Below are 19,647 nucleotides of genomic sequence, written 5' to 3'. Positions count from 1 at the left end.
GCTTATTTGGAAAGGCAGTTTCTATTTGTGCGAATAATTTTGATTCTAGAATATGACGGCAGTCGTTATTGTGGATGGCAAAGTCAACCGGAAAATTGTTCAATACAGGATGCACTGGAAACTGCCTTATCTCAAATAGCTCAGGAAAAAATACGAGTAATCACTGCTGGAAGAACTGATACGGGCGTTCACGCACTCTATCAGGTCGTGCATTTTGATACTTCCGCGCAACGTCCTATTACTGCATGGGTGCGCGGTGTGAATGCGTTTTTGCCTGGCGATATTGCCGTTTTGTGGGCATCTGAAACGTCCGACAAGTTTCATGCGAGATATAGTGCACTTGAGCGGCGTTATTTATATTTGTTACTGAATCAGCCTGTGCGTCCAGGAATTAATCATAAAAAGGTCGGATGGTTTCATCAACCGCTGCGATTGGACATAATGCAGCACGCCGCTAATATCCTGATTGGGGAACATGATTTTTCTTCGTTTAGAGCAGCTGGGTGTCAAGCAAAATCCCCCATACGCACAATGACACAGTTGAAGATTGTTCGTCATGGAAATTTGTTCATTTTTGATTTGCGTGCCAATGCATTCTTGCAGCACATGGTAAGAAATATCGTTGGTTGTCTGGTTTATGTTGGTAAAGGCAAATATTCTTCCGAATGGATGCTTGAATTGCTAGAAGGTTGCAATCGCGCATACGCCGCACCCACTTTTTCTGCTGCGGGTTTATATTTAGCGGGTGTGAAATATGATTCTTGCTGGCGTATGCCAGGGTTAACTGAAATGCCCCTTATCCCCAATGTTCTTATATAATTAAGCATTCATAGCTTATTATTTAATATGTCAGTGCGCGTAAAAGTGTGTGGAATTACTCGATGCGAAGATGCTGCGGTAGCAATTCGCTTAGGCGCTGATGCGATTGGTTTCGTTTTCTGGCCTCAGAGCGCACGTTATATTGATCCAAATGTTGCGCGCCTCATTTCCGCCAATATCCCTCCTTTCATTTGCACGGTAGGTATTTATGTCAATCCTGACATTGCTTGGGTTGAAGAAACTGCACGAGTCGCTAAGTTAAATCTGCTTCAATTTCATGGTGATGAGACACCTGAGTTTTGTAATCAATTTTCCCAGCCTTACATCAAAGCAATTAGAGTCAAACAAGACACAGATTTGCTACAATATGCTGAGCGATATAGCACCGCAAAAGGCTTATTGCTTGATACTTATGTGGCCGATATGCCAGGAGGTACTGGGCATGCGTTTGAGTGGGATCTCATACCCAAACATTTGTCGCTGCCATTTATTCTATCTGGTGGCTTAAATCCAGCCAATGTGTCTATGGCAATTCAACGAACTCAGCCATGGGCAGTCGATGTTTCGAGTGGGGTAGAAGCTTCGAAAGGAATTAAAGATGAAAAAAAGATTTTTGCTTTCATGCAAGGAGTAAAACAATTGTGAGTGCCTATGATCTTCCAAATGGAAACGGTCACTTTGGACCGTACGGAGGTGTTTTTGTTGCTGAGACATTAATTTCGGCGCTGGAGGATTTGCGAAAGCAATATGAATTTTATCGTCACGATGCGAATTTTCAGTCAGAATTTGCTGAAGAATTAAAACATTATGTAGGACGCCCTAGTCCCATCTACCATGCTAAAAGATGGTCTGAACATTTAGGGGGCGCACAGATACTGTTAAAACGTGAGGACCTGAATCATACCGGCGCACATAAAATAAACAACACGATTGGACAAGCTTTATTGGCCCGGCGTATGGGAAAGAAACGGGTTATCGCCGAAACCGGTGCGGGTCAGCATGGTGTGGCGAGTGCCACGGTTGCAGCACGTTATGGCATGGAGTGTGTCGTTTATATGGGGTCTGAAGATGTTAAACGTCAGGCAACCAATGTTTATCGCATGAAGCTCCTGGGAGCAACGGTGGTGCCGGTCGAGTCGGGGTCGCGAACATTGAAAGATGCATTAAATGAGGCGATGCGTGACTGGGTTACTAATGTCGAGAATACTTTTTATATTATTGGTACAGTAGCCGGACCTCATCCGTATCCAATGATGGTGAGGGATTTTCAGGCAGTAATAGGGAATGAAGCTAAAATACAAATGCAAGAGGATTTTACGCGGCAACCGGATGCGCTAATTGCATGCGTTGGCGGAGGGTCAAATGCCATTGGTTTATTTTATCCCTATATTGATGATGTCAATATTCAACTGATAGGTGTTGAAGCTGCAGGGAAAGGGATTGACACCGACCAACACGCGGCGACTTTATCGATGGGCAGGCCTGGGGTGCTGCATGGCAATCGCACTTATCTGATTCAAGATGAAAATGGTCAAATTGTTGAAACACACTCAATTTCTGCCGGCCTTGATTATCCTGGTGTAGGTCCCGAGCATGCCTGGCTTAAAGATTGCGGACGTGCTGAATATGTCGCGATTACCGACGATGAAGCGCTGGAAGCGTTCCACACACTGTGTCGATACGAAGGTATTATGCCGGCACTGGAATCAAGTCATGCGCTGGCTTACGCGGCTAAATATGCGCCTACCTTGCCTAAAGACAAATTGTTGCTGGTTAATTTATCGGGCCGTGGTGACAAGGATATGGCAACAGTTGCGCAAATGTCCGGTTTAACACTGTAGTAAACTTATAATCAGTGTTGTTTTGTTGAATTTCTGATAAGAATTGAGAGCGGATTAAGCCGATGAGCCTAGATAGCATTAAAAATTTACTCAGCTTTTTTAGCGAGCAAAGTGATACTAGAAGAACCCATCGCATTGCTAAAACATTTGCCGGATTAAAAGAACAAAATCGGAAAGCCTTGATTCCCTTTATCACGGCAGGTGATCCTCATCCTAAATATACCGTTCAATTGATGCACCAATTGGTTCAGTCAGGCGCTGATATTATTGAACTGGGTGTTCCTTTTTCCGATCCCATGGCGGATGGGCCTACCATCCAAAGATCCTCAGAACGTGCGTTAAAACATCATGTCAGCCTAGATGATGTATTGAAGTTAGTGGCTGAATTCAGAAAAACAAATACAAATACGCCGATTGTTTTGATGGGGTATGCAAACCCTGTTGAAGCCTTGGGTCATGTGTCATTTGCTGCCAAAGCGAGAGATTGCGGTGTTGATGGTGTTCTTATTGTTGATTATCCCCCGGAAGAATCAAATGAATGGGTGCAGTGCTTGGAGCAGCATCAAATTGATGCAATCTTTCTATTATCCCCCACTACGCATCAGCAGCGCATTGAGCAAGTGGCAAAGATGGCGAAAGGCTATATTTATTATGTTTCTCTTAAAGGAGTTACCGGTGCATCGCACCTGGATTTGCAAGATGTCAGTGCTAAGCTGAAGCAATTGCGTCAGTATATTTCGCTGCCGATCGGTGTTGGATTTGGCATACGCGATGGCGTAACAGCTAAGGCGGTAGCAGAACTATCAGATGCTGTGGTTGTAGGTAGCAGGATAATCGAGGAAATAGAGAAGTCTTCTGAGTCAGACTTATTAAATAATGTCGGAAGTCTGATAAAAGCATTACGTGATGCTATTGATAAGAATTAGAGTAATGCTAACAATACATTCTAGGGAACAGTTTTCATGAGTTGGTTTCAGAATATAATTCCACCTAAAATTAAACGCAAAGAAGCCGGCGAAAAGAAAATAGTGCCAGAAGGCTTGTGGAGTAAATGCGTCACTTGCGAAGCGGTCTTATATTACACCGATCTAGCCAGAAATCTAAGCGTTTGCCCAAAATGTGATTTTCATAACCGCATTTCTGCCAGAGACCGCATTGATCAATTGTTGGATCCCGAAGGTCGATTTGAGATTGGTGTCGAAGTGGTTGCGACTGATGCATTGAAATTCAAGGATAGTAAACGTTATGCTGATCGCCTGGCGCAGGCCAAGGAAAATACTGACGAAGATGACTCTTTAGTGGTCATGCAAGGGACTATTAAAACGATACCTGTTGTTGTTGCTGTGTTTGAGTTTGGTTTTATGGGCGGGTCGATGGGCTCTGTGGTGGGCGAACGATTTGTTCGTGGTGTGAAAACTTGTATTGATAACCATGTTCCGTTTATTTGCTTCAGTGCGAGTGGAGGGGCACGTATGCAAGAAGGTTTATTTTCTCTAATGCAAATGGCTAAAACCACAGCCGCATTAACGCGGCTGAGTCGTAATAAACTCCCCTATATTTCTGTTTTGACAGACCCTACCATGGGTGGTGTATCTGCAAGCTTTGCTTTTATTGGAGATGTTGTAATTGCGGAACCAGGAGCACTTATCGGCTTTGCTGGTCCACGAGTAATCGAACAAACTGTACGCCAGACACTGCCAGAAGGTTTTCAGCGCGCTGAATTCTTATTGCAACATGGTGCGATTGATATGATTATCGATCGAAGGCAAATGCGTGACAAAATTGTCAACATTTGTACACAATTGATGCGTGTTTCTATGCCGATAGCTTAAATTCTGGATTGATCAAGGGCGATGAATGTGCCAGATAAGCTTCCTGTTTCAGTTGCAGATTGGTTAAGTTATCTCGAGGTGTTTCATCCTCAAACGATTGAACTAGGACTGGAGCGAGTCAATCGCATTCGAGTAGAGCTTGCGTTGCAGCCTCAGTTCCCTATCATCATTGTTGGTGGAACCAACGGTAAAGGATCTGTCTGTGCAATGCTTGAATCCATATTGCATTGTGCGGGCTATGCAGTAGGTTGTTACACTTCTCCTCATTTGTTGCACTATAATGAACGGATCCGCATCGGTAAAAAAGACATTGATGATAAGAGTCTTTGCAACGCCTTTACGCAAATATATTCAGCTTGTAGTGTTCGAGGCATTTCATTAACTTATTTTGAATTTGGCACATTGGCTGCGATGTATTGTTTTGTCCAGGCAGGTGTCAATGCAGCGGTTCTGGAAGTTGGCTTAGGAGGGCGCCTTGACGCAGTTAATATCTTTGATGCTGATTGTTCAATTCTAACCAGTATCGATCTTGATCATGTCGAATATCTTGGCGATACGCGAGAAAAAATAGGTTTTGAAAAAGCCGCTATTTTTAGAAAAAACAAACCGGCAATTTGTGCGGAAATTGATATACCACAATCAGTCATCCAGCAAGCTGAAAAGAACGACGCAATCTTATATCAGATTAATGAACAATTCGGTTTTTCAAAACAAGATATGCATTGGGATTTTTGGGGTCCGGAGAGTAGACGCTATTCTCTTCCACTTCCAGCTTTAAGAGGAGAAAAACAGCTACAAAATGCAAGTACCTGTCTGGCTGCATTGGATACGCTGAGAGAAGTGCTGCCCGTCAGTATGAATAATGTACGTCAGGGTTTAATGGAAGCGATTATTCCAGGACGATTTCAGGTGATTTCAACACAGCCGCTGATTATTCTGGATGTCGCGCATAATCCCAGTGCCGCGATGGTGCTGTCACAAAACCTACGTGCAACAAGGTCTACTGGACAAACCTATGCAGTTGTAGCTATGTTACAAGATAAGGATATCTGTGGCGTTATTCAAGCATTAAAGAATGATATTGATTATTGGCTCGTATCTTCTGTTGATTCTTCCCGTGCTGCGACTGCGGATTATTTGATTAATGAAATCCATAAAGCCGAAGTCTCCGATGATGATCATATTCGCAAATTTTCCGACACTGGTTCTGCTTTTGTTTTTGCCTGTGAACAAGCAAGTAAAAATGATAGAATCTGCGTATTTGGATCTTTCTATACGGTGAGTGACGTGTTGCAATACTTAAACACACATCGAAGCAAGTAATCATTGGGTTTGCTTATGAGTAAAAATATCACTGAAGAAGAATTATTACTTCGTAAACGTGCTAGGAGACGTTTGGTCGGTGCGATAATTCTGGTTCTTGTTTCCATCATTGTTTTGCCAGCCATATTCGATGAACCTAAAACAGATGATGAAACACATGAAATTGCTATTAATTTACCAGGAATTGATAAAAGTACGATTGTTTCGAGTGCAGAACAAATGACTCCAGTACCTTTCAGTGAAATGAATGCAGCTACTGAATCACAGAATGAACCTGAAATTTATGATCAAAATATAGAGGAGATCATTGAAGCGTATACGTATAAACAAAATGGTATTCCGATTCCCGGTATTAAACCAAAGTTTGATAGGCGATCTACTGAAATATTAAGTGCAGCAAATTCTACACATACCGCTACAAATGCACCTACTGCAGCGATTAGCGCGACTGGAACGACCAAAACTCCCCAAACCTCATCCGATGTAGCAAAAGGATTTGTTATACAGCTAGGAGCATTTTCAGATCAATCAAAAGCTAAGCAACAACATGCAAATTTAGAGTTAAGTGGTTTTAATGCGTATACCGAAACACTTAGAGTTGGTACTAATGAAGTAACGCGTGTGCGGGTTGGGCCTTTTATGACGCGAGGCGCAGCTGACAATGAATTAAGAAAATTAAAAAATATTGGATTGGACGGAGTGATAATTCCCAGGTAGCACGGTAGTCCAATCAAACAAGATGATTCAGGAAAATTTTATTAATTTTGATCAATGACTGTTTTTGACTATGTTGTTCTCAGTATTTTTCTTGTATCTATAGTTTTAAGTGTTTTTCGTGGATTTGTTCGAGAATCATTAGCTATTGCGGGCTGGGTGGTTGCGTTTATAGTAGCGGGTGCGTACACATCCTTCTTTGAGCAATTTTTACCAGTTGAAATAACTGGAGAAACGTTAAGGTTTTTCATTACATTTGTTTTGACTTTCCTGGCTGTTTTGCTAGTTACGGCATTGATAACCATGTTATTGGCCGCTTTTATTAAAGGTATTGGGTTAGGGTTTATTGACCGATTTCTGGGTTCACTATTTGGCTTTTTGCGTGCTTTAATTATTGTTATGCTTTTGGTTCTGATCGCCGGATTAACGACGATACCTAACCAAGTTTTTTGGCAGCAGGCTGTTTTGAGTAAACCATTGGAAGCAATAGCATTACAAATATTGCCCTGGCTGCCCAATGACGTATCAAAGCATATCAGCTATGAAAGACAGGAAAGTTCTTAAAATGATCCTGCATCAGTAAAGTTTTCGATGCTTCAAATGATTGTTTCATTAAGCAAATTTATTTCTATTTTTAAGCCGATTAAAGCAAAATTTACGGAGTGTTTCTATGTGCGGAATTCTCGGCATTGTTGCAAAATCACCAGCTAATCAATTACTTTATGATGGCCTGTTGATGCTGCAGCATCGTGGACAAGATGCGAGCGGTATTGTAACAGCGCAGGGCAATACTTTTCACATGCATAAAGGGCTTGGTTTGGTAAGGGATGTGTTTCGCACCAGAAACATGAGAGCACTAACTGGGAATATGGGCATCGGCCATGCGCGTTATCCTACTGTAGGGTCTGCACGCTCTCCAGCTGAGGCTCAACCTTTTTATGTGAATTCACCGTTTGGTATTGTGCTGAGTCATAACGGGAATCTGACAAATGCTGATCAGCTTAATCAGGAGTTGTTTAGAGCCGATCTACGACATGTCAATACTAATTCCGATTCGGAAGTGCTTCTGAATGTTCTTGCACACGAATTACAGGAAAGCACGCGCAATTGTCAACTTGATCCCACAGCCATCTTTGCTGCAGTAGCTGGCGTACATAAACGTTGTAAAGGCGCGTATGCGGTCGTGGCTATGATTGCCGGGTATGGGTTACTTGCTTTTCGTGATCCTTGCGGAATACGTCCTTTGGTATTTGGAACGGCAGCAAATGAAATGGGTGATGAATATCTAGTTGCTTCCGAGAGTGTTGCTTTGGATACCCTCGGATTTAAGCTGATACGTGATATAGAGCCTGGAGAGGCTATTTTTATTGACGAAGATGGTAACTTTTATAATAAACAGTGTGCTAACAATGCTTCACTAAACCCTTGTATTTTTGAGTATGTATATTTAGCCAGGCCTGATTCTGTAATTGATGGCATATCTGTTTATGAAACAAGGTTAAATATGGGAGAGTATTTGGCTGAAAAGATTAAAAGATCAATGTCTCACTTAAATATTGACGTGGTTATTCCAATACCAGATTCAGGTCGTCCTTGTGCTCTACAGTTAGCTAATTGCCTGGGGGTTAATTTTCGTGAAGGCTTTGTTAAAAATCGGTATGTTGGCCGGACTTTTATTATGCCAGGACAACAACAACGACGTAAATCGGTGCGGCAAAAATTAAATGCAATGGGTATAGAGTTTCGTGGTAAAAATGTTTTATTGGTCGATGATTCCATTGTACGTGGAACTACAAGTCGTGAGATTGTACAGATGGCCCGCGAAGCTGGCGCAAACAAGATATATTTTGCTTCAGCAGCACCTCCGGTAAGACATCCCAATGTGTATGGTATCGATATGCCAACGCGCCAAGAATTAATCGCAACGGATCGTGATACAGACGAGATTTGTACTGAAATTGGTGCTGACTATCTGATTTTCCAGGAACTGGATGCGCTCAATCATGCCGTTTCAGTAGTCTCACCTACTGTCAAAAAATTTGAGACTTCGTGTTTTGATGGAGTCTATATTACGGGTGATATAACGCCAGATTATTTAAATTCCCTCGAATTTCAAAGAAACTCCAGTCAACTATCACATCACACTAGATACAAGACTCAATTGGACTTGAGTTTGGTTTTTTCTGAATAGTTTCTTGAGAAAAAAATCGAGTTATCTAACCGATTGATCCAAATCCCATCAGCGTTGAATCGCTATAAATTTTGAAAAATATAATTATTGCTTGAGGTTCCAATTATATGTCCGATCATTTACAGCCAGAAACACTTGCACTGCATACTGGTATTCATCGTAGCCAGTTTAATGAGCATTCTGAAGCGATGTATTTAACTTCAAGCTTTGTATTTGATAGTGCCGCGCAAGCTGCTGCCCGTTTCTCCGGGGATGAGCCGGGTAATATATATTCCCGATTTACTAATCCAACCGTAACCGCATTTGAAGAACGGCTTGCTGTGTTGGAAAGTGCCGAGACATGTATTGCAACATCTTCCGGCATGTCAGCCATACTTGCATGCGTCATGGGGTTGCTATCTGCCGGCGATCATATCGTCGCATCACGGAGTTTATTTGGTGCAACAGTCAATTTATTCAATAACATACTTAAGAAATTTAATATTGAAACGACTTTCGTATCGGCGACTGATGCACATTCATGGCAAGCCGCTATACAAGCAAACACCAAGCTATTCTTTTTGGAAACGCCCTCCAATCCATTAACAGAAGTATCGGATATCACTGCTTTAGCTGAGATTGCGAAGAAATCGGGTATTTGGCTAGTGGTCGATAACTGCTTCTGTACTCCTGTTTTGCAAAAACCGCTTGAGCTTGGTGCAGATATTGTGATTCACTCTGCTACCAAATATTTGGATGGGCAAGGAAGAGTGTTAGGAGGTGCTGTCTTAGGTAAACGCGACGTGCTAATGGACGGCGGTATCTATGGATTCTTACGTACGGCCGGGCCGACGCTAAGTGCATTCAATGCGTGGGTTATCCTAAAAGGTTTGGAAACACTTAAAATTCGTGTGGAAACGCATTCGAGAAATGCCTTGCAACTGGCCCAATGGCTTGAGTCTCATCCCAATGTGACGCGTATATTTTATCCGGGTTTAATGTCGCATCCGCAATATGAATTGGCAAAACAACAACAAAGATCTGGCGGAGGTATTGTTACCTTTGAAGTTAGAGGGGGTAAAGAAGCCGCTTGGCGCGTTATTGATTCGACGCGTTTAATATCAATTACTGCCAATTTAGGTGATACGAAAAGTACACTGACACATCCTGCAACGACAACCCATGCACGAATCAGTCAAGAAGCGCGAGACGCTGCAGGGATATCCGATGGGTTGTTGCGTATTGCAGTGGGATTAGAATCAGTGCTAGATCTTCAGACCGATTTAGCTCGAGGTTTAGCGCTATAGCTAATGAATTTAGCAGATCGATGAATCAAAATCACTGAACCCAACGCGCAATTAAATGACTTCAGCTTTTTGGATAATGACATTCTCAACGGGAACATTCTGGTGCCCAGCATGATTCCCAGTTTTAACTTTCTTTATCGTATCGACCACATCCTGACCCTCAACCACTTTACCAAACACGCAGTATCCAAAGCCGTGCGATGATGGATCCTTATAATTCAAAAATCCATTATTGGCTACATTGATAAAAAATTGCGCTGTCGCAGAGTGTATATCAGACGTACGCGCCATCGCTATGGTATAAGTATCATTTTTGAGTCCGTTTGCGGCTTCATTTTGAATAGGCGTGCGCGGGTTTTTTTGTTTCATTCCAGGTTCAAATCCACCCCCTTGAATCATGAAATCATCGATAACACGATGAAATAGTGTATTGTCATAGAATCCACTGGTTACATAGTCTAAAAAATTCTGTACAGTTTCAGGCGCTTTTTCGCTATCCAGTTCAATTGTTATTTCACCTAAATTGGTTTGTAATCTAACCATTATTTATCCTTTGTTAATTTGTGATTCTTGTTATTGAATATTAACGGGTAGTTTAATAATCTCTTCTATAATAACATTGCTTTTCGGTACGTCACTTGGAAAAGGGCCTTTTGAGCCAGTTGGCATTGATGCAATTTTATTAACAATATCCATGCCGGAAATTACCTTCCCAAACACCGCATAACCATAACCACTTTGATTAGGTGCCTTAAAATTAAGAAATTTGTTATCAGCAACGTTAATAAAAAATTGGGCTGATGCAGAATGAGGATCCGATGTTCGTGCCATTGCGATCGTTCCGGTCTCATTCTTCAAATCATTAGCAGCTTCATTTCGAATGGGCGCTCGTGTCGGTTTTTGGTTGAGCGCGGTATCGAATCCGCCACCTTGAATCATAAAGCCGTTTATGACTCGGTGGAATACCGTATTTGTGAAAAAACCATCGTCAACATATTGCAGAAAATTCTCAACGGTTTTAGGCGCCTTGTCAGGATAAAGCTCAAGGACAATGTTTCCAACATTCGTTTTCATTTCAACCTTAATATTTTCTGCGTTAGCATACAGAGGAAATGAAAATAAAAAAAGGAAAAACAAAATTTGGCGAAAATACATAGTCAGGGTCCTCATCGTTTGTGGTAAACAGAGATTCAAATCTACATTATGTTATACTCATCGTCCATTCCGGTTGTATCCAAGAAGGTTCTGGATTCTATCAAAAAGACAAGTAATTCCACAATTTTATCCATTGGCTTTATGCTCAAAATATATAACTCAATCGCTCGTGAAAAACAAGGTTTTGTTCCGATTACGCCTGGGAAAGTTAAACTATATGTGTGTGGGATGACCGTTTATGATTACTGTCATTTGGGTCATGCGAGGGTGCTGGTTGTATTTGATATGGTTGTTCGTTGGTTTGAAACGAATGATTTTGCTGTCAATTACGTACGAAATATTACCGATATCGACGATAAAATCATTAAACGTGCGCAAGAAAGTAATGAATCAATTGAAACACTAACGCAGCGTTTTATTCAAGCCATGAATGAAGATGCTACAGCATTAGGCGTTTCATCACCGACTCATGAACCATGTGCAACACACCATATTGAAAGCATGATTCGGATGATTAGCACACTGGTTGAAAAGAATCTCGCCTACCAAGCTCATAATGGTGATGTTTATTATTCTGTACATAACTTTCCTGGTTATGGCAAGCTTTCCGGTAAATCTCTGAGCGATCTACGCGCAGGCGAGCGTGTTGATATTGATTCAAGCAAAAAAGATCCATTGGATTTTGTATTGTGGAAATCAGCAAAACTTGGCGAACCATTCTGGGAGTCTCCGTGGGGGCAAGGACGACCGGGCTGGCACATCGAGTGCTCAGCTATGTGCGAGCAATTTCTTGGCGAGCATTTTGATATTCATGGGGGAGGGCAAGATCTACAGTTTCCGCATCATGAAAATGAGATTGCGCAAAGTGAAGGAGCACACGATCACCCATTCGTTAATTACTGGATGCACAATGGATTTGTTCGAGTTGACAATGAAAAAATGTCAAAGTCTCTAGGTAATTTTTTTACTGTCCGTGAGATATTAAAATTGTATCAACCTGAGGTGGTACGTTTTTTTATTTTACGTGCGCACTATCGCAGCCCACTCAATTATTCTGATCAACATCTTAGAGACACAAAACTGGCACTCGATCGGCTCTATATTGCATTAAAAGAAGTTGAGTCCATTCAGGTTGCAACGATAGATTGGAATAACGCTTATGCGCAAAAATTTAAACAAGCAATGGATGATGACTTTAATACACCGGATGCAATTGCGATATTGTTTGATCTTGCCAGCGATATCAATAAAACAGGATCAAAAGAACACGCTGGGTTACTTAAGGCGCTGGGTAGCTTACTAGGGATTTTGCAGCAAAAACCCCAGGAATATTTGCAAAATAAGGTAGCTAACAGTGAATTAAACGCTTCAATCCACGATGAAATCGAGCAATTGATTCAGGAACGTATAAGCGCACGGAAAGAAGGGCGCTATTCCGATGCTGATGTAATCCGGAAACAGCTGCAAGAACAAGGCATCATTCTTGAAGATAGCTCGCAAGGGACTACCTGGCGTCGTACATAGGCTATTGCAATCTGGATGTTATATTTTCCAGAGATATAACGTAGAATTTGAGAAGTCATCAAGCTTGATACTTTTATCAGGCGGTATATCAGGAATAATAAAAGTATTGCTGATTAGAAAACTACCCGGGCGCATTTCTTGATTCACCTTCTGCCAGAGTGAAGCCATCGGAACCGGAGATAAGTAAGCATAAACAATATCATAGCTTGAGAAGTCATGTTTCCAGAAATCGCCCCATACTATTTTGCTGGTTGAAGTAGAAAACATGCTTCTTAATTTACTGATCAAAAAAGGTAAGGGCGCATATTCGATGCCATAAAACAAACCGTTCTTATGAGTATTTGCCAGATTGCTGACTAACCCCCCGCATCCGCTTCCAATATCAATAAAGGAAAACTGACCCTGTTTGGGTAATAATGTTGCCAATGCCTGGTTCACATTTTTGCTTGAAAGATACAACGGCACCTGGGTTTTATACGTTTTACCGTAGGTGAGTAGTAAGCAAAGAAAAAGCACTAAAAACCAAGTTGATGAAATATTCAGGGCTAATACAGCAATGGCTAGAGGCATAAAAGCCAAATGGATCGGAATCCACCACTTCGGCATTCTAAGGTAATAGCTGACAAACCCAGCCAGCAACCCTTGCACCATAGCCCATGCGAAAATGTTTAAAACGATTACCGATTGGAACCCAATAAAGGAACCAACACCTATTAAGGTAATGACCTGAGTGAGCAGGGCGATGATAACTGGGTGTCGAAATTTCAACATGATGAATAATAATGACTATAAGTTTATAAAGCGCTTGCTCCTGGATTTTGCAGCAATTCTTTAGTGGGTTCTTCCTGTATATCAATATCAACGGAGGGATTATCCATAGTGATTGCTTTTTCAGCTTTCTCATTCATAACAACGATGCTGATCCGGCGATTAATTGGGTTAAGTGGTTCGTTCTTATCGAATAATACTGCCGAAGACAATCCAACAACTTGCAGCATTTTGCTCGCATCCATGCCACCTACAATCAATTCTCGTCGTGAAGCATTGGCGCGGTCAGCCGAAAGTTCCCAATTACTGTAACCTTTGTCACCGGTCGGAAAAGGTTTCGCATCCGTATGCCCGGAAAGACTAATTTTGTTAGTTACTTCATTAAGCATCTTGCCAATTTCACGCAGAATAGTTCGGGTATAGGGTTGTAATTCCGCTCTTCCAAGGGCAAACATAGGCCGGTTTTGCTCATCAACGATCTGGATTCTCAATCCATCTGTTGTAATGTCGAGTAACAGTTGGTTTGCAAACCTTTGCAATTGGGGATTGGCTTCAATGGCTTCCTCGATTTTCTTTTTTAACCCTTCGAGTTTCTCTAACTCAATCCGCTCCTTGATAATTTTTACGGCTTGCTTATTGGCAGGGTCATCTATAACAACTTCTCCTTTCTTTACCTGGCCGTGCTGACGTGTGAGATCAGTACCGCCTCCTTTAATTACACTATTACTCTCCCCAATGCTGGAACCGCCCATAAAGGCAATTCTTAATGGTGTTTGAAAATAATCCGAGATGCCCTCTAATTGACTCTGGTCTGACGATCCCAGTAGCCACATCAGTAAAAAAAAAGCCATCATGGCAGTCACGAAATCTGCATAGGCAATTTTCCAGGCACCACCATGATGACCGCCGGCCACTTTTTTAATCCGTTTGATAACAATTGGGCGCTGTGAGAGATCATCAGCCATATATATTCTCGCAAATTAAATTGGGTGTTAGGGTGGGAAAATTATTTATTATTTAGACTTACTTTGCTTAACATGCTCTTCCAATTCTAAGAAAGAGGGTCTTTCGGTGGTAAATAAAACTTTCCGCCCGAATTCAACCGCAAGCACCGGTGAATAGCCGTTTAAATTGGCTAATAATGTAATTTTGATGCACTCAAACATTTTGCTGGATTCATGAAGATTATGTTCCAGCTTACCGGCCAGTGGGCTGACAAATCCGTATGCCAGCAAAATTCCTAGGAAGGTACCCACTAGAGCTGCAGCGATCAGAATGCCTAATTCCGCAGGTGGGAGGTGAACGGATTCCATCGTATGTACTACGCCCATCACTGCGGCCACGATACCAAAAGCTGGCAGCCCATCACCCAGTTTTGCGACACAATGAACAGGTACCTCCCCTTCTTGGTGATGCGTTTCCAATTCGCTATCCATGAGACTCTCGATTTCCAGAGAGTTAAGATTGCCGCCGACCATTAACCGTAAATAATCGGTAATAAATTCAGTGATATGATGATCAGACAAGATATCCGGATATTTGGTAAAAATCGGACTATTCGACGGATCATCTACATCTCCCTCAATGGACATCAATCCTTCTTTTCTGATTTTTCCGAGTATTTCATAGAGTAATGTCATCAGATCCATGTAAAGTGCTTTGGTATATTTAGACCCTTTAAAAACTGTCGGTAAAGCCTTCATAGTGGCTTTAAGCGCTTTATTGGAATTGCCGACTACAAATGCACCAACGGCGCCACCGCCGATCATAAGAACTTCCACAGGTTGCCATAAAGAAGCTAAGTGACCTCCTGCTAACGCAAAACCGCCAAATACAGAAATAATAATAATGATATAACCAACGGATACGAGCATTGCGATGACTCCCTAGAATGTAATGGCGCAATTTTTTGATGGCAAATTCTGAAGTGAGAAGTTAGCACATTGCTACCTTAATCATTCTTGAAGAAAAGGTTGGTTTTCCCTGTATTTTCCGGTTTTTTATTGATTTACAGTGGTAACGAGAAAATGAGTGATACGCAGTTTATTGAAATTTAATCTGCAAGTGATTGATGTATATTGATTTATCAGGAGTGGTTGTTGGGGTGGTCAACTAGAAGTTAAATTTAACTGTGAGTTTTAATCAATTTCTTGTTGTCGTTGTAATTCCCACATACACGCATATTTATCGCTCATTGCCAGTAACTGCTGATGTGTGCCACGCTCAATGATGTGCCCATATGTCGTCAAGCGCGGTGTGAGTGTTGACACCGATCGAAAATTGACCAGGTAACTTACGTATCCTGCCTAAATTTTGGGCAGGAGAATTTAAGAGGTGATTACTATGGTTATGTATGCAAAGATACGGCAGATGTTCTACCGTGAACATTTGTCGATTATTTTGACGGTGTGCCGAAACATGGCATTTACGACAATATGAAGACAGCCGTGGACAAGGTATCCAAAGGCAATGGGCTTGTGGTCAATACGCGCTTTTTTGCGATGACGGCGCATTACCTGTTCGATCCTGATTTTTGTAATGTTGCTTCCGGCTGGGAGAAAGGTGTCGCTGAGAAGAGGCGGCGGGAATCGAACCTTGGTTTATATCAGGTATATCAATCATTTATTATTAACCTCTGCTATTTTTGTGTCATTCTCATACATTGTTACTTTTTAGAATCTTACAAACGCATATCTTTCTTTGTCCATTGTCGTTTCTGAGAAACCTACATCTCTCCTCATACTCAGAATTATTTCACAGTATACCTGCTTCATTTTTTCTTGGTTGTGTGCTTTAAAATTATTTGCAGCATTTTCTTGTTGCATCTTTATGAATTCATTTAGATTTATTAAAACTTCATCGGGTGCCCAAAGCCAGCATGCAGAATAAGCGGAATGGAAAGCATTTTGCTGTTGAGAAGAATTATGATGGCCGTCGATAAAAATACGCAATGAATCTGATATTCTTTCATAAACCTCGCGTCGCTTCTCTAATAATTGAGACTCTTTTGCGAATTCGGCTCGCACATTCTCTACCTTATTAGTGATCTCTACAATATCTTCCTTTGTCGCAAGATTTTTTGCTTTTTCCTTCGTATATGATGGTAGATAAATGGAGATTAGAAGGCCGAGTAAAATTGTTAATATTAGTGTAGCCCCTGACAGAATTAGCTCTAGATTAGTCATCATTAACTTCAATAGGTCGATTGTAAAAATTTTCTTTTGTTGGCCGCCACACAGTAGGATTGTATCTTGCAATCGCACATAATGTTAAAAGTCAAATTTTATATTTATACCAACAGTGTTTCAACAGGTTGATTAATCAAAGATTCAGCGGGTATTCCTAATTCCTGGTGCAGTTTTTGGATCATTCTTAGTGTTAGTGCGCGTTTGCGATTGAGGACTTCATAGACGCGATTACTTTTTCCAATCATCGGCTCAAGGTCTTTGACTGTTAAACCTTTTTGTTCCATTTCAAATTTAATGGCTTCTATAGGGTCGGGCAGGTCAAGCGGAAAATGTTTGCGCTCATAGGCTTCGATCAGTGTTACCAGAATATCCAGTTTCTCGCCTTGCGGCGTGTTGGACTCAGCTGTCATCAGTGATTCTACTTCCTTGAGTGCTTCGCGGTAATCGGCATCAGTTTTGATGGGTTTGATATTCATGTCAGGTTGTTTCCAGTATTAAATCGTTTGTGCATCGATTCGGTCATATTGCGCATGAGTGCCAATGAAGCGGATATAAACGATGCTATAAGCATAATTAATCCATACCACAAGCCGGTATTTATTTCCGGCAATATTAAATACGACTCTGCCGTTTTTGAGGATACTGGCACTTTTAAAATCCGTTTTTACTTCTGCCGGTGTTGTCCAGTTTGCTTTTAATGCATGCCGGTACCAAGCAAGCGCCGGTTGAATAGCCTCGGTGTGAGATGGATCATTTCCCCAAAATGCTTTCAACGTCGACAGAGCAATAATCCTCATACTTGAAATGGTAGTCCCATTATGGGACTTTTGCAACTATTTTGATTGTGGAATCCATCGGCCATAAACTTTGATGATCATTCCCCAATCTTTATGACCCATTTGCTGGGCAACCCAAAGCGGATTTTTTCCTATAGAAAGCAGTGTGGATGCGAAGGTGTGGCGAGTCTGGTAAGGGTTGCGGTATTTGATGCTTGCTTTTTTCAGTGCCGGAATCCAAACATTTTTGCGGATCGGTTGATCGTTTCTCCACGGTTGATTGGTGTGTGGGTCGTGGAAAACGGTTTCGTTCTGCTTATTTGTAAATACTTGCTGATTGAACAAGGCTTCCTTGGCTTGAGGTTGAAGCGTGACTTCCCGTTTTCCGGATTTTGTTTTGGTATCTTTTAGTTGACCGCGTACATGAGCTTGTTTGATAAATATTCGGTTTTGCTCAAACTCAACATCTTGCCATCGTAAGGCGATAAGTTCGGAAGTTCTGAGACCGGAATAAAATGCAAACTGAATTAAGTTTTTTTCCTGGCCCGTCAGTTCGTTTAAAATTTTGTTGATTTCTTCCTGTGTGAATGGTTCAGGTTCACGGGTTTGGTTGGGGAGGTTTTTAATTCTTGAAAGTGGATTCTTGTCGATAATTTCATCAAGGTACATTTCTTCATACATTTGACGAAGTGGCGTCAAAATATTGCTTTTGCGTTTGTTGGAGCAGGGGAGATCTGATAGCCATTCCTTAATCTTGCTGGCAGTCAGTTCGGAAATAGTGAGGTTGCCAAAGGTTGGAATCAAATGGTAATAGATGGCGCTGTTGTAGTCTTGAAGTGTGCTTAATTGCAATTTTGCTTGGTTGCGTTGCAGCCAGCTTTTAAGGGCTTCTCTGATCGTGTAAAGATCAGGGCGGTTTTTCCTGAATTCCTTGGCTTTCTTACTGTACGGAAAATGCCGGTTGTAATCGAAAATACCGGTCTTGATTTCGTACTTGATGGATTGCAGCTTAAGCGCCAGTTCCTTTTGTGCGGTTTTGGTTGGCGGTATAGGTATTGACTCGCGGCAGCGTACACCTTGATAGGTGAATGATATCTGGGCGCTTTTGCCGCGGATCGTTATGCCTCTTTGCCTTGCATCCATTGATTTGCAGCCTTCATGCTTATGAAAACTCTGCCATTTGCAGATTTGAACCAGTGAATTCCGAGAATCCAGTGTCCTTTTTTTAGGTACTGACGAATGGCATTTTCAGTTAAGCCGGTCAGTTCAGCACATTTTTTGACAGTTACCAGTAATCGTTCGGAGTGGTTCATTTTTTCTCCTCCTCAGCATTATCGGTAATATGCTTGGTGACGTGTTTTTCGACTTCCCCTTGATTCTCGATTAAGCCTTTATCCTCCACTTTTCGCTTGCCCATCACTACAGCCCAAAAGCTGCCGATTTTTTGCGTGATGGCATAACCAACGCTTTTAGTTTCGCTGTACCCAGTTGTTTCCGGGCAGACTTCCTGGAAATTAAGGCCTAGGATTTTTTCATAGCGGCGATAGGTCAATGGATTGTGAAGTATTTTAAGAACGCGCCAGCCAAAGTATTGCCCCATGATCAATGCGCCTAAGGCGCTTTCAAGTGTCGTGCCAACACCCCTGAATTCTTTGATATTCTTTAAAATAATTTGCTCTTGTTCCTCGCTGAGGTTTAGATCAAATAGTTTTCTTTGATTGGTTTCCATAATAAATAGTAACTATGAGAGTAGATAGTGACTCTTATAGTACGCTATTTATTCTCACAGTAAATAGTATATGTGTCCTGTTAATCTAAAACAGTCACTTGGTTATGAAATTCCTCTTTCGTGAATTGCCGCATCTCGTCATGGAACTTGATGACAATCTCAATTTGATCGTTAAGCGTCAACACGCCGCAAATGTGGCCGATTTGCGTGATGCCGTATTTTTTGCCGGGTTCAGGTGCATCCTGTTTCAGAACTGCGAGTCGATAGATTAAGGAAAACGCTTCTTCAAGATTAAATGTATTCATAATATTTATATTTTTACTTTTTTTAGTGTTGAGTTGGGTTTTTATGATTAACCTTCTGAGGATGAAATGGGGTTGGTACAGTTATTGATACAAGTCCAAGGGAAACAGCTCCGGCGTGACATTGCGTGCGCTCGGCTTGCGCCTCGCTCCTTAATGTCACGTCCTCGCTGTCGACTTTGAAAAGCATCCAAACATG

General features: G+C 41.6%; 24 protein-coding genes and 1 pseudogene. 12 read left to right on the top strand and 13 right to left on the bottom strand.

The window, feature by feature from the left end:
* The first annotated feature begins 27 nt into the window (after nt 1-27).
* The 10 genes from truA to QZV86_RS06390 all read left to right on the top strand — a co-directional run bounded on the left by truA (nt 28) and on the right by QZV86_RS06390 (nt 10,006).
* Nucleotides 28-819 carry a tRNA pseudouridine(38-40) synthase TruA gene (truA, locus tag QZV86_RS06435; RefSeq protein ID WP_295625177.1) on the top strand — a complete coding sequence of 264 codons (792 nt, stop codon included), beginning with the start codon at nt 28-30 and terminating at the stop codon, nt 817-819.
* A 27-nt stretch (nt 820-846) separates the two neighbouring features.
* Entirely contained in the window at nt 847-1,464 is a 618-nt protein-coding gene (locus QZV86_RS06430; protein ID WP_295625175.1) for a phosphoribosylanthranilate isomerase, read from the top strand.
* The gene (trpB, locus tag QZV86_RS06425; protein ID WP_295625173.1) at nt 1,461-2,660 is read left to right on the top strand and encodes a tryptophan synthase subunit beta; all 1,200 of its coding nucleotides are present in this window, start codon (nt 1,461-1,463) and stop codon (nt 2,658-2,660) included. Before QZV86_RS06430 ends, trpB begins: the two co-directional genes overlap by 4 nt.
* A 62-nt stretch (nt 2,661-2,722) precedes the next feature.
* Entirely contained in the window at nt 2,723-3,586 is an 864-nt protein-coding gene (gene trpA / locus QZV86_RS06420; protein ID WP_295625171.1) for a tryptophan synthase subunit alpha, read from the top strand.
* 36 nt (nt 3,587-3,622) lie between these two features.
* Nucleotides 3,623-4,492 carry an acetyl-CoA carboxylase, carboxyltransferase subunit beta gene (gene accD, locus QZV86_RS06415; RefSeq protein WP_295625169.1) on the top strand — a complete coding sequence of 290 codons (870 nt, stop codon included), beginning with the start codon at nt 3,623-3,625 and terminating at the stop codon, nt 4,490-4,492.
* 21 nt (nt 4,493-4,513) lie between these two features.
* Nucleotides 4,514-5,815 (top strand): bifunctional tetrahydrofolate synthase/dihydrofolate synthase, encoded by a 1,302-nt coding sequence (folC, locus tag QZV86_RS06410; RefSeq protein ID WP_295625167.1) that lies wholly within the window; start codon nt 4,514-4,516, stop codon nt 5,813-5,815.
* Nucleotides 5,816-5,830: 15 nt separating this feature from the next.
* Nucleotides 5,831-6,532, top strand: a complete 702-nt coding sequence (locus QZV86_RS06405; protein WP_295625165.1) for an SPOR domain-containing protein — start codon at nt 5,831-5,833, stop codon at nt 6,530-6,532.
* 54 nt (nt 6,533-6,586) lie between these two features.
* The gene (locus QZV86_RS06400; protein WP_295625163.1) at nt 6,587-7,093 is read left to right on the top strand and encodes a CvpA family protein; all 507 of its coding nucleotides are present in this window, start codon (nt 6,587-6,589) and stop codon (nt 7,091-7,093) included.
* 106 nt (nt 7,094-7,199) lie between these two features.
* Nucleotides 7,200-8,720 (top strand): amidophosphoribosyltransferase, encoded by a 1,521-nt coding sequence (purF, locus tag QZV86_RS06395; RefSeq protein ID WP_295625161.1) that lies wholly within the window; start codon nt 7,200-7,202, stop codon nt 8,718-8,720.
* 107 nt (nt 8,721-8,827) lie between these two features.
* The gene (locus tag QZV86_RS06390) at nt 8,828-10,006 is read left to right on the top strand and encodes an O-succinylhomoserine sulfhydrylase (RefSeq protein ID WP_295625159.1); all 1,179 of its coding nucleotides are present in this window, start codon (nt 8,828-8,830) and stop codon (nt 10,004-10,006) included.
* Nucleotides 10,007-10,057: 51 nt separating this feature from the next.
* Here the strand turns inward: QZV86_RS06390 and QZV86_RS06385 are convergent, their stop codons facing one another.
* Entirely contained in the window at nt 10,058-10,549 is a 492-nt protein-coding gene (locus QZV86_RS06385; protein ID WP_295625157.1) for a peptidylprolyl isomerase, read from the bottom strand.
* A 30-nt stretch (nt 10,550-10,579) separates the two neighbouring features.
* Nucleotides 10,580-11,161, bottom strand: coding sequence for a peptidylprolyl isomerase (locus QZV86_RS06380; RefSeq protein WP_295625155.1), 582 nt, complete (start codon nt 11,159-11,161; stop codon nt 10,580-10,582).
* Between the two features lie 141 nt (nt 11,162-11,302).
* On the opposite strand from QZV86_RS06380, the gene cysS reads away from it, so the two are divergent.
* Nucleotides 11,303-12,685, top strand: a complete 1,383-nt coding sequence (cysS, locus tag QZV86_RS06375) for a cysteine--tRNA ligase (protein ID WP_295625153.1) — start codon at nt 11,303-11,305, stop codon at nt 12,683-12,685.
* A gap of 18 nt (nt 12,686-12,703) precedes the next feature.
* Here the strand turns inward: cysS and QZV86_RS06370 are convergent, their stop codons facing one another.
* The 4 genes from QZV86_RS06370 to QZV86_RS06355 all read right to left on the bottom strand — a co-directional run bounded on the left by QZV86_RS06370 (nt 12,704) and on the right by QZV86_RS06355 (nt 15,723).
* Nucleotides 12,704-13,456 carry a hypothetical protein gene (locus QZV86_RS06370; RefSeq protein WP_295625151.1) on the bottom strand — a complete coding sequence of 251 codons (753 nt, stop codon included), beginning with the start codon at nt 13,454-13,456 and terminating at the stop codon, nt 12,704-12,706.
* A gap of 23 nt (nt 13,457-13,479) precedes the next feature.
* The gene (gene motB / locus QZV86_RS06365) at nt 13,480-14,418 is read right to left on the bottom strand and encodes a flagellar motor protein MotB (RefSeq protein ID WP_295625150.1); all 939 of its coding nucleotides are present in this window, start codon (nt 14,416-14,418) and stop codon (nt 13,480-13,482) included.
* Between the two features lie 48 nt (nt 14,419-14,466).
* Nucleotides 14,467-15,327, bottom strand: a complete 861-nt coding sequence (gene motA, locus QZV86_RS06360; RefSeq protein ID WP_295625148.1) for a flagellar motor stator protein MotA — start codon at nt 15,325-15,327, stop codon at nt 14,467-14,469.
* 264 nt (nt 15,328-15,591) lie between these two features.
* A complete protein-coding gene (locus QZV86_RS06355) occupies nt 15,592-15,723 on the bottom strand; it encodes a hypothetical protein (protein ID WP_295625146.1) in 132 nt (43 codons plus the stop codon).
* A gap of 135 nt (nt 15,724-15,858) precedes the next feature.
* On the opposite strand from QZV86_RS06355, the pseudogene QZV86_RS06350 reads away from it, so the two are divergent.
* Nucleotides 15,859-16,044 (top strand): annotated as a pseudogene (locus QZV86_RS06350) (IS21 family transposase); the annotation flags it as partial.
* Nucleotides 16,045-16,125: 81 nt separating this feature from the next.
* Here the strand turns inward: QZV86_RS06350 and QZV86_RS06345 are convergent.
* From QZV86_RS06345 to QZV86_RS06315, 7 genes are all read right to left on the bottom strand, one after another.
* A complete protein-coding gene (locus QZV86_RS06345) occupies nt 16,126-16,641 on the bottom strand; it encodes a hypothetical protein (RefSeq protein ID WP_295625144.1) in 516 nt (171 codons plus the stop codon).
* Between the two features lie 101 nt (nt 16,642-16,742).
* Nucleotides 16,743-17,117: a transcriptional regulator gene (locus tag QZV86_RS06340; RefSeq protein ID WP_295625139.1), complete on the bottom strand. Its 375-nt coding sequence runs from the start codon at nt 17,115-17,117 to the stop codon at nt 16,743-16,745.
* An 18-nt stretch (nt 17,118-17,135) separates the two neighbouring features.
* The gene (locus QZV86_RS06335) at nt 17,136-17,438 is read right to left on the bottom strand and encodes a type II toxin-antitoxin system HigB family toxin (RefSeq protein WP_295625137.1); all 303 of its coding nucleotides are present in this window, start codon (nt 17,436-17,438) and stop codon (nt 17,136-17,138) included.
* A gap of 36 nt (nt 17,439-17,474) precedes the next feature.
* The gene (locus QZV86_RS06330; protein ID WP_295625135.1) at nt 17,475-18,560 is read right to left on the bottom strand and encodes a site-specific integrase; all 1,086 of its coding nucleotides are present in this window, start codon (nt 18,558-18,560) and stop codon (nt 17,475-17,477) included.
* A complete protein-coding gene (locus QZV86_RS06325) occupies nt 18,536-18,730 on the bottom strand; it encodes a MerR family transcriptional regulator (RefSeq protein ID WP_295625133.1) in 195 nt (64 codons plus the stop codon). The genes QZV86_RS06330 and QZV86_RS06325 overlap by 25 nt, the downstream gene beginning before the upstream one ends.
* Nucleotides 18,727-19,146, bottom strand: a complete 420-nt coding sequence (locus QZV86_RS06320) for a hypothetical protein (RefSeq protein ID WP_295625131.1) — start codon at nt 19,144-19,146, stop codon at nt 18,727-18,729. The genes QZV86_RS06325 and QZV86_RS06320 overlap by 4 nt, the downstream gene beginning before the upstream one ends.
* 80 nt (nt 19,147-19,226) lie before the next feature.
* On the bottom strand, nt 19,227-19,451 hold the full coding sequence (locus QZV86_RS06315) for a hypothetical protein (RefSeq protein ID WP_295625129.1): 225 nt from the start codon (nt 19,449-19,451) through the stop codon (nt 19,227-19,229).
* Nucleotides 19,452-19,647: the final 196 nt, after the last annotated feature.

This window comes from uncultured Nitrosomonas sp., from assembly GCF_902826915.1.
Classification (GTDB): Bacteria; Pseudomonadota; Gammaproteobacteria; order Burkholderiales; family Nitrosomonadaceae; genus Nitrosomonas.
The sequence above is the reverse complement of the archived record's forward strand: the minus strand, read 5'-3'. Positions and strand labels throughout refer to the sequence as shown.

Bases quoted from the DNA above. Each gene is read 5' to 3' on its own strand.
- QZV86_RS06320 (WP_295625131.1), bottom strand. From the start codon at position 19,146: ATGGAAACCAATCAAAGAAAACTATTTGATCTAAACCTCAGCGAGGAA.
- QZV86_RS06380 (WP_295625155.1), bottom strand. From the start codon at position 11,161: ATGTATTTTCGCCAAATTTTGTTTTTCCTTTTTTTATTTTCATTTCCT.
- QZV86_RS06400 (WP_295625163.1), top strand. From the start codon at position 6,587: ATGACTGTTTTTGACTATGTTGTTCTCAGTATTTTTCTTGTATCTATA.
- QZV86_RS06335 (WP_295625137.1), bottom strand. From the start codon at position 17,438: ATGAGGATTATTGCTCTGTCGACGTTGAAAGCATTTTGGGGAAATGAT.
- QZV86_RS06345 (WP_295625144.1), bottom strand. From the start codon at position 16,641: ATGATGACTAATCTAGAGCTAATTCTGTCAGGGGCTACACTAATATTA.
- QZV86_RS06430 (WP_295625175.1), top strand. From the start codon at position 847: ATGTCAGTGCGCGTAAAAGTGTGTGGAATTACTCGATGCGAAGATGCT.
- trpA (WP_295625171.1), top strand. From the start codon at position 2,723: ATGAGCCTAGATAGCATTAAAAATTTACTCAGCTTTTTTAGCGAGCAA.
- cysS (WP_295625153.1), top strand. From the start codon at position 11,303: ATGCTCAAAATATATAACTCAATCGCTCGTGAAAAACAAGGTTTTGTT.
- QZV86_RS06370 (WP_295625151.1), bottom strand. From the start codon at position 13,456: ATGTTGAAATTTCGACACCCAGTTATCATCGCCCTGCTCACTCAGGTC.
- accD (WP_295625169.1), top strand. From the start codon at position 3,623: ATGAGTTGGTTTCAGAATATAATTCCACCTAAAATTAAACGCAAAGAA.
- folC (WP_295625167.1), top strand. From the start codon at position 4,514: ATGAATGTGCCAGATAAGCTTCCTGTTTCAGTTGCAGATTGGTTAAGT.
- QZV86_RS06405 (WP_295625165.1), top strand. From the start codon at position 5,831: ATGAGTAAAAATATCACTGAAGAAGAATTATTACTTCGTAAACGTGCT.
- motB (WP_295625150.1), bottom strand. From the start codon at position 14,418: ATGGCTGATGATCTCTCACAGCGCCCAATTGTTATCAAACGGATTAAA.
- QZV86_RS06385 (WP_295625157.1), bottom strand. From the start codon at position 10,549: ATGGTTAGATTACAAACCAATTTAGGTGAAATAACAATTGAACTGGAT.
- purF (WP_295625161.1), top strand. From the start codon at position 7,200: ATGTGCGGAATTCTCGGCATTGTTGCAAAATCACCAGCTAATCAATTA.
- motA (WP_295625148.1), bottom strand. From the start codon at position 15,327: ATGCTCGTATCCGTTGGTTATATCATTATTATTATTTCTGTATTTGGC.
- QZV86_RS06390 (WP_295625159.1), top strand. From the start codon at position 8,828: ATGTCCGATCATTTACAGCCAGAAACACTTGCACTGCATACTGGTATT.
- QZV86_RS06315 (WP_295625129.1), bottom strand. From the start codon at position 19,451: ATGAATACATTTAATCTTGAAGAAGCGTTTTCCTTAATCTATCGACTC.
- QZV86_RS06325 (WP_295625133.1), bottom strand. From the start codon at position 18,730: ATGAACCACTCCGAACGATTACTGGTAACTGTCAAAAAATGTGCTGAA.
- QZV86_RS06340 (WP_295625139.1), bottom strand. From the start codon at position 17,117: ATGAATATCAAACCCATCAAAACTGATGCCGATTACCGCGAAGCACTC.
- QZV86_RS06330 (WP_295625135.1), bottom strand. From the start codon at position 18,560: ATGGATGCAAGGCAAAGAGGCATAACGATCCGCGGCAAAAGCGCCCAG.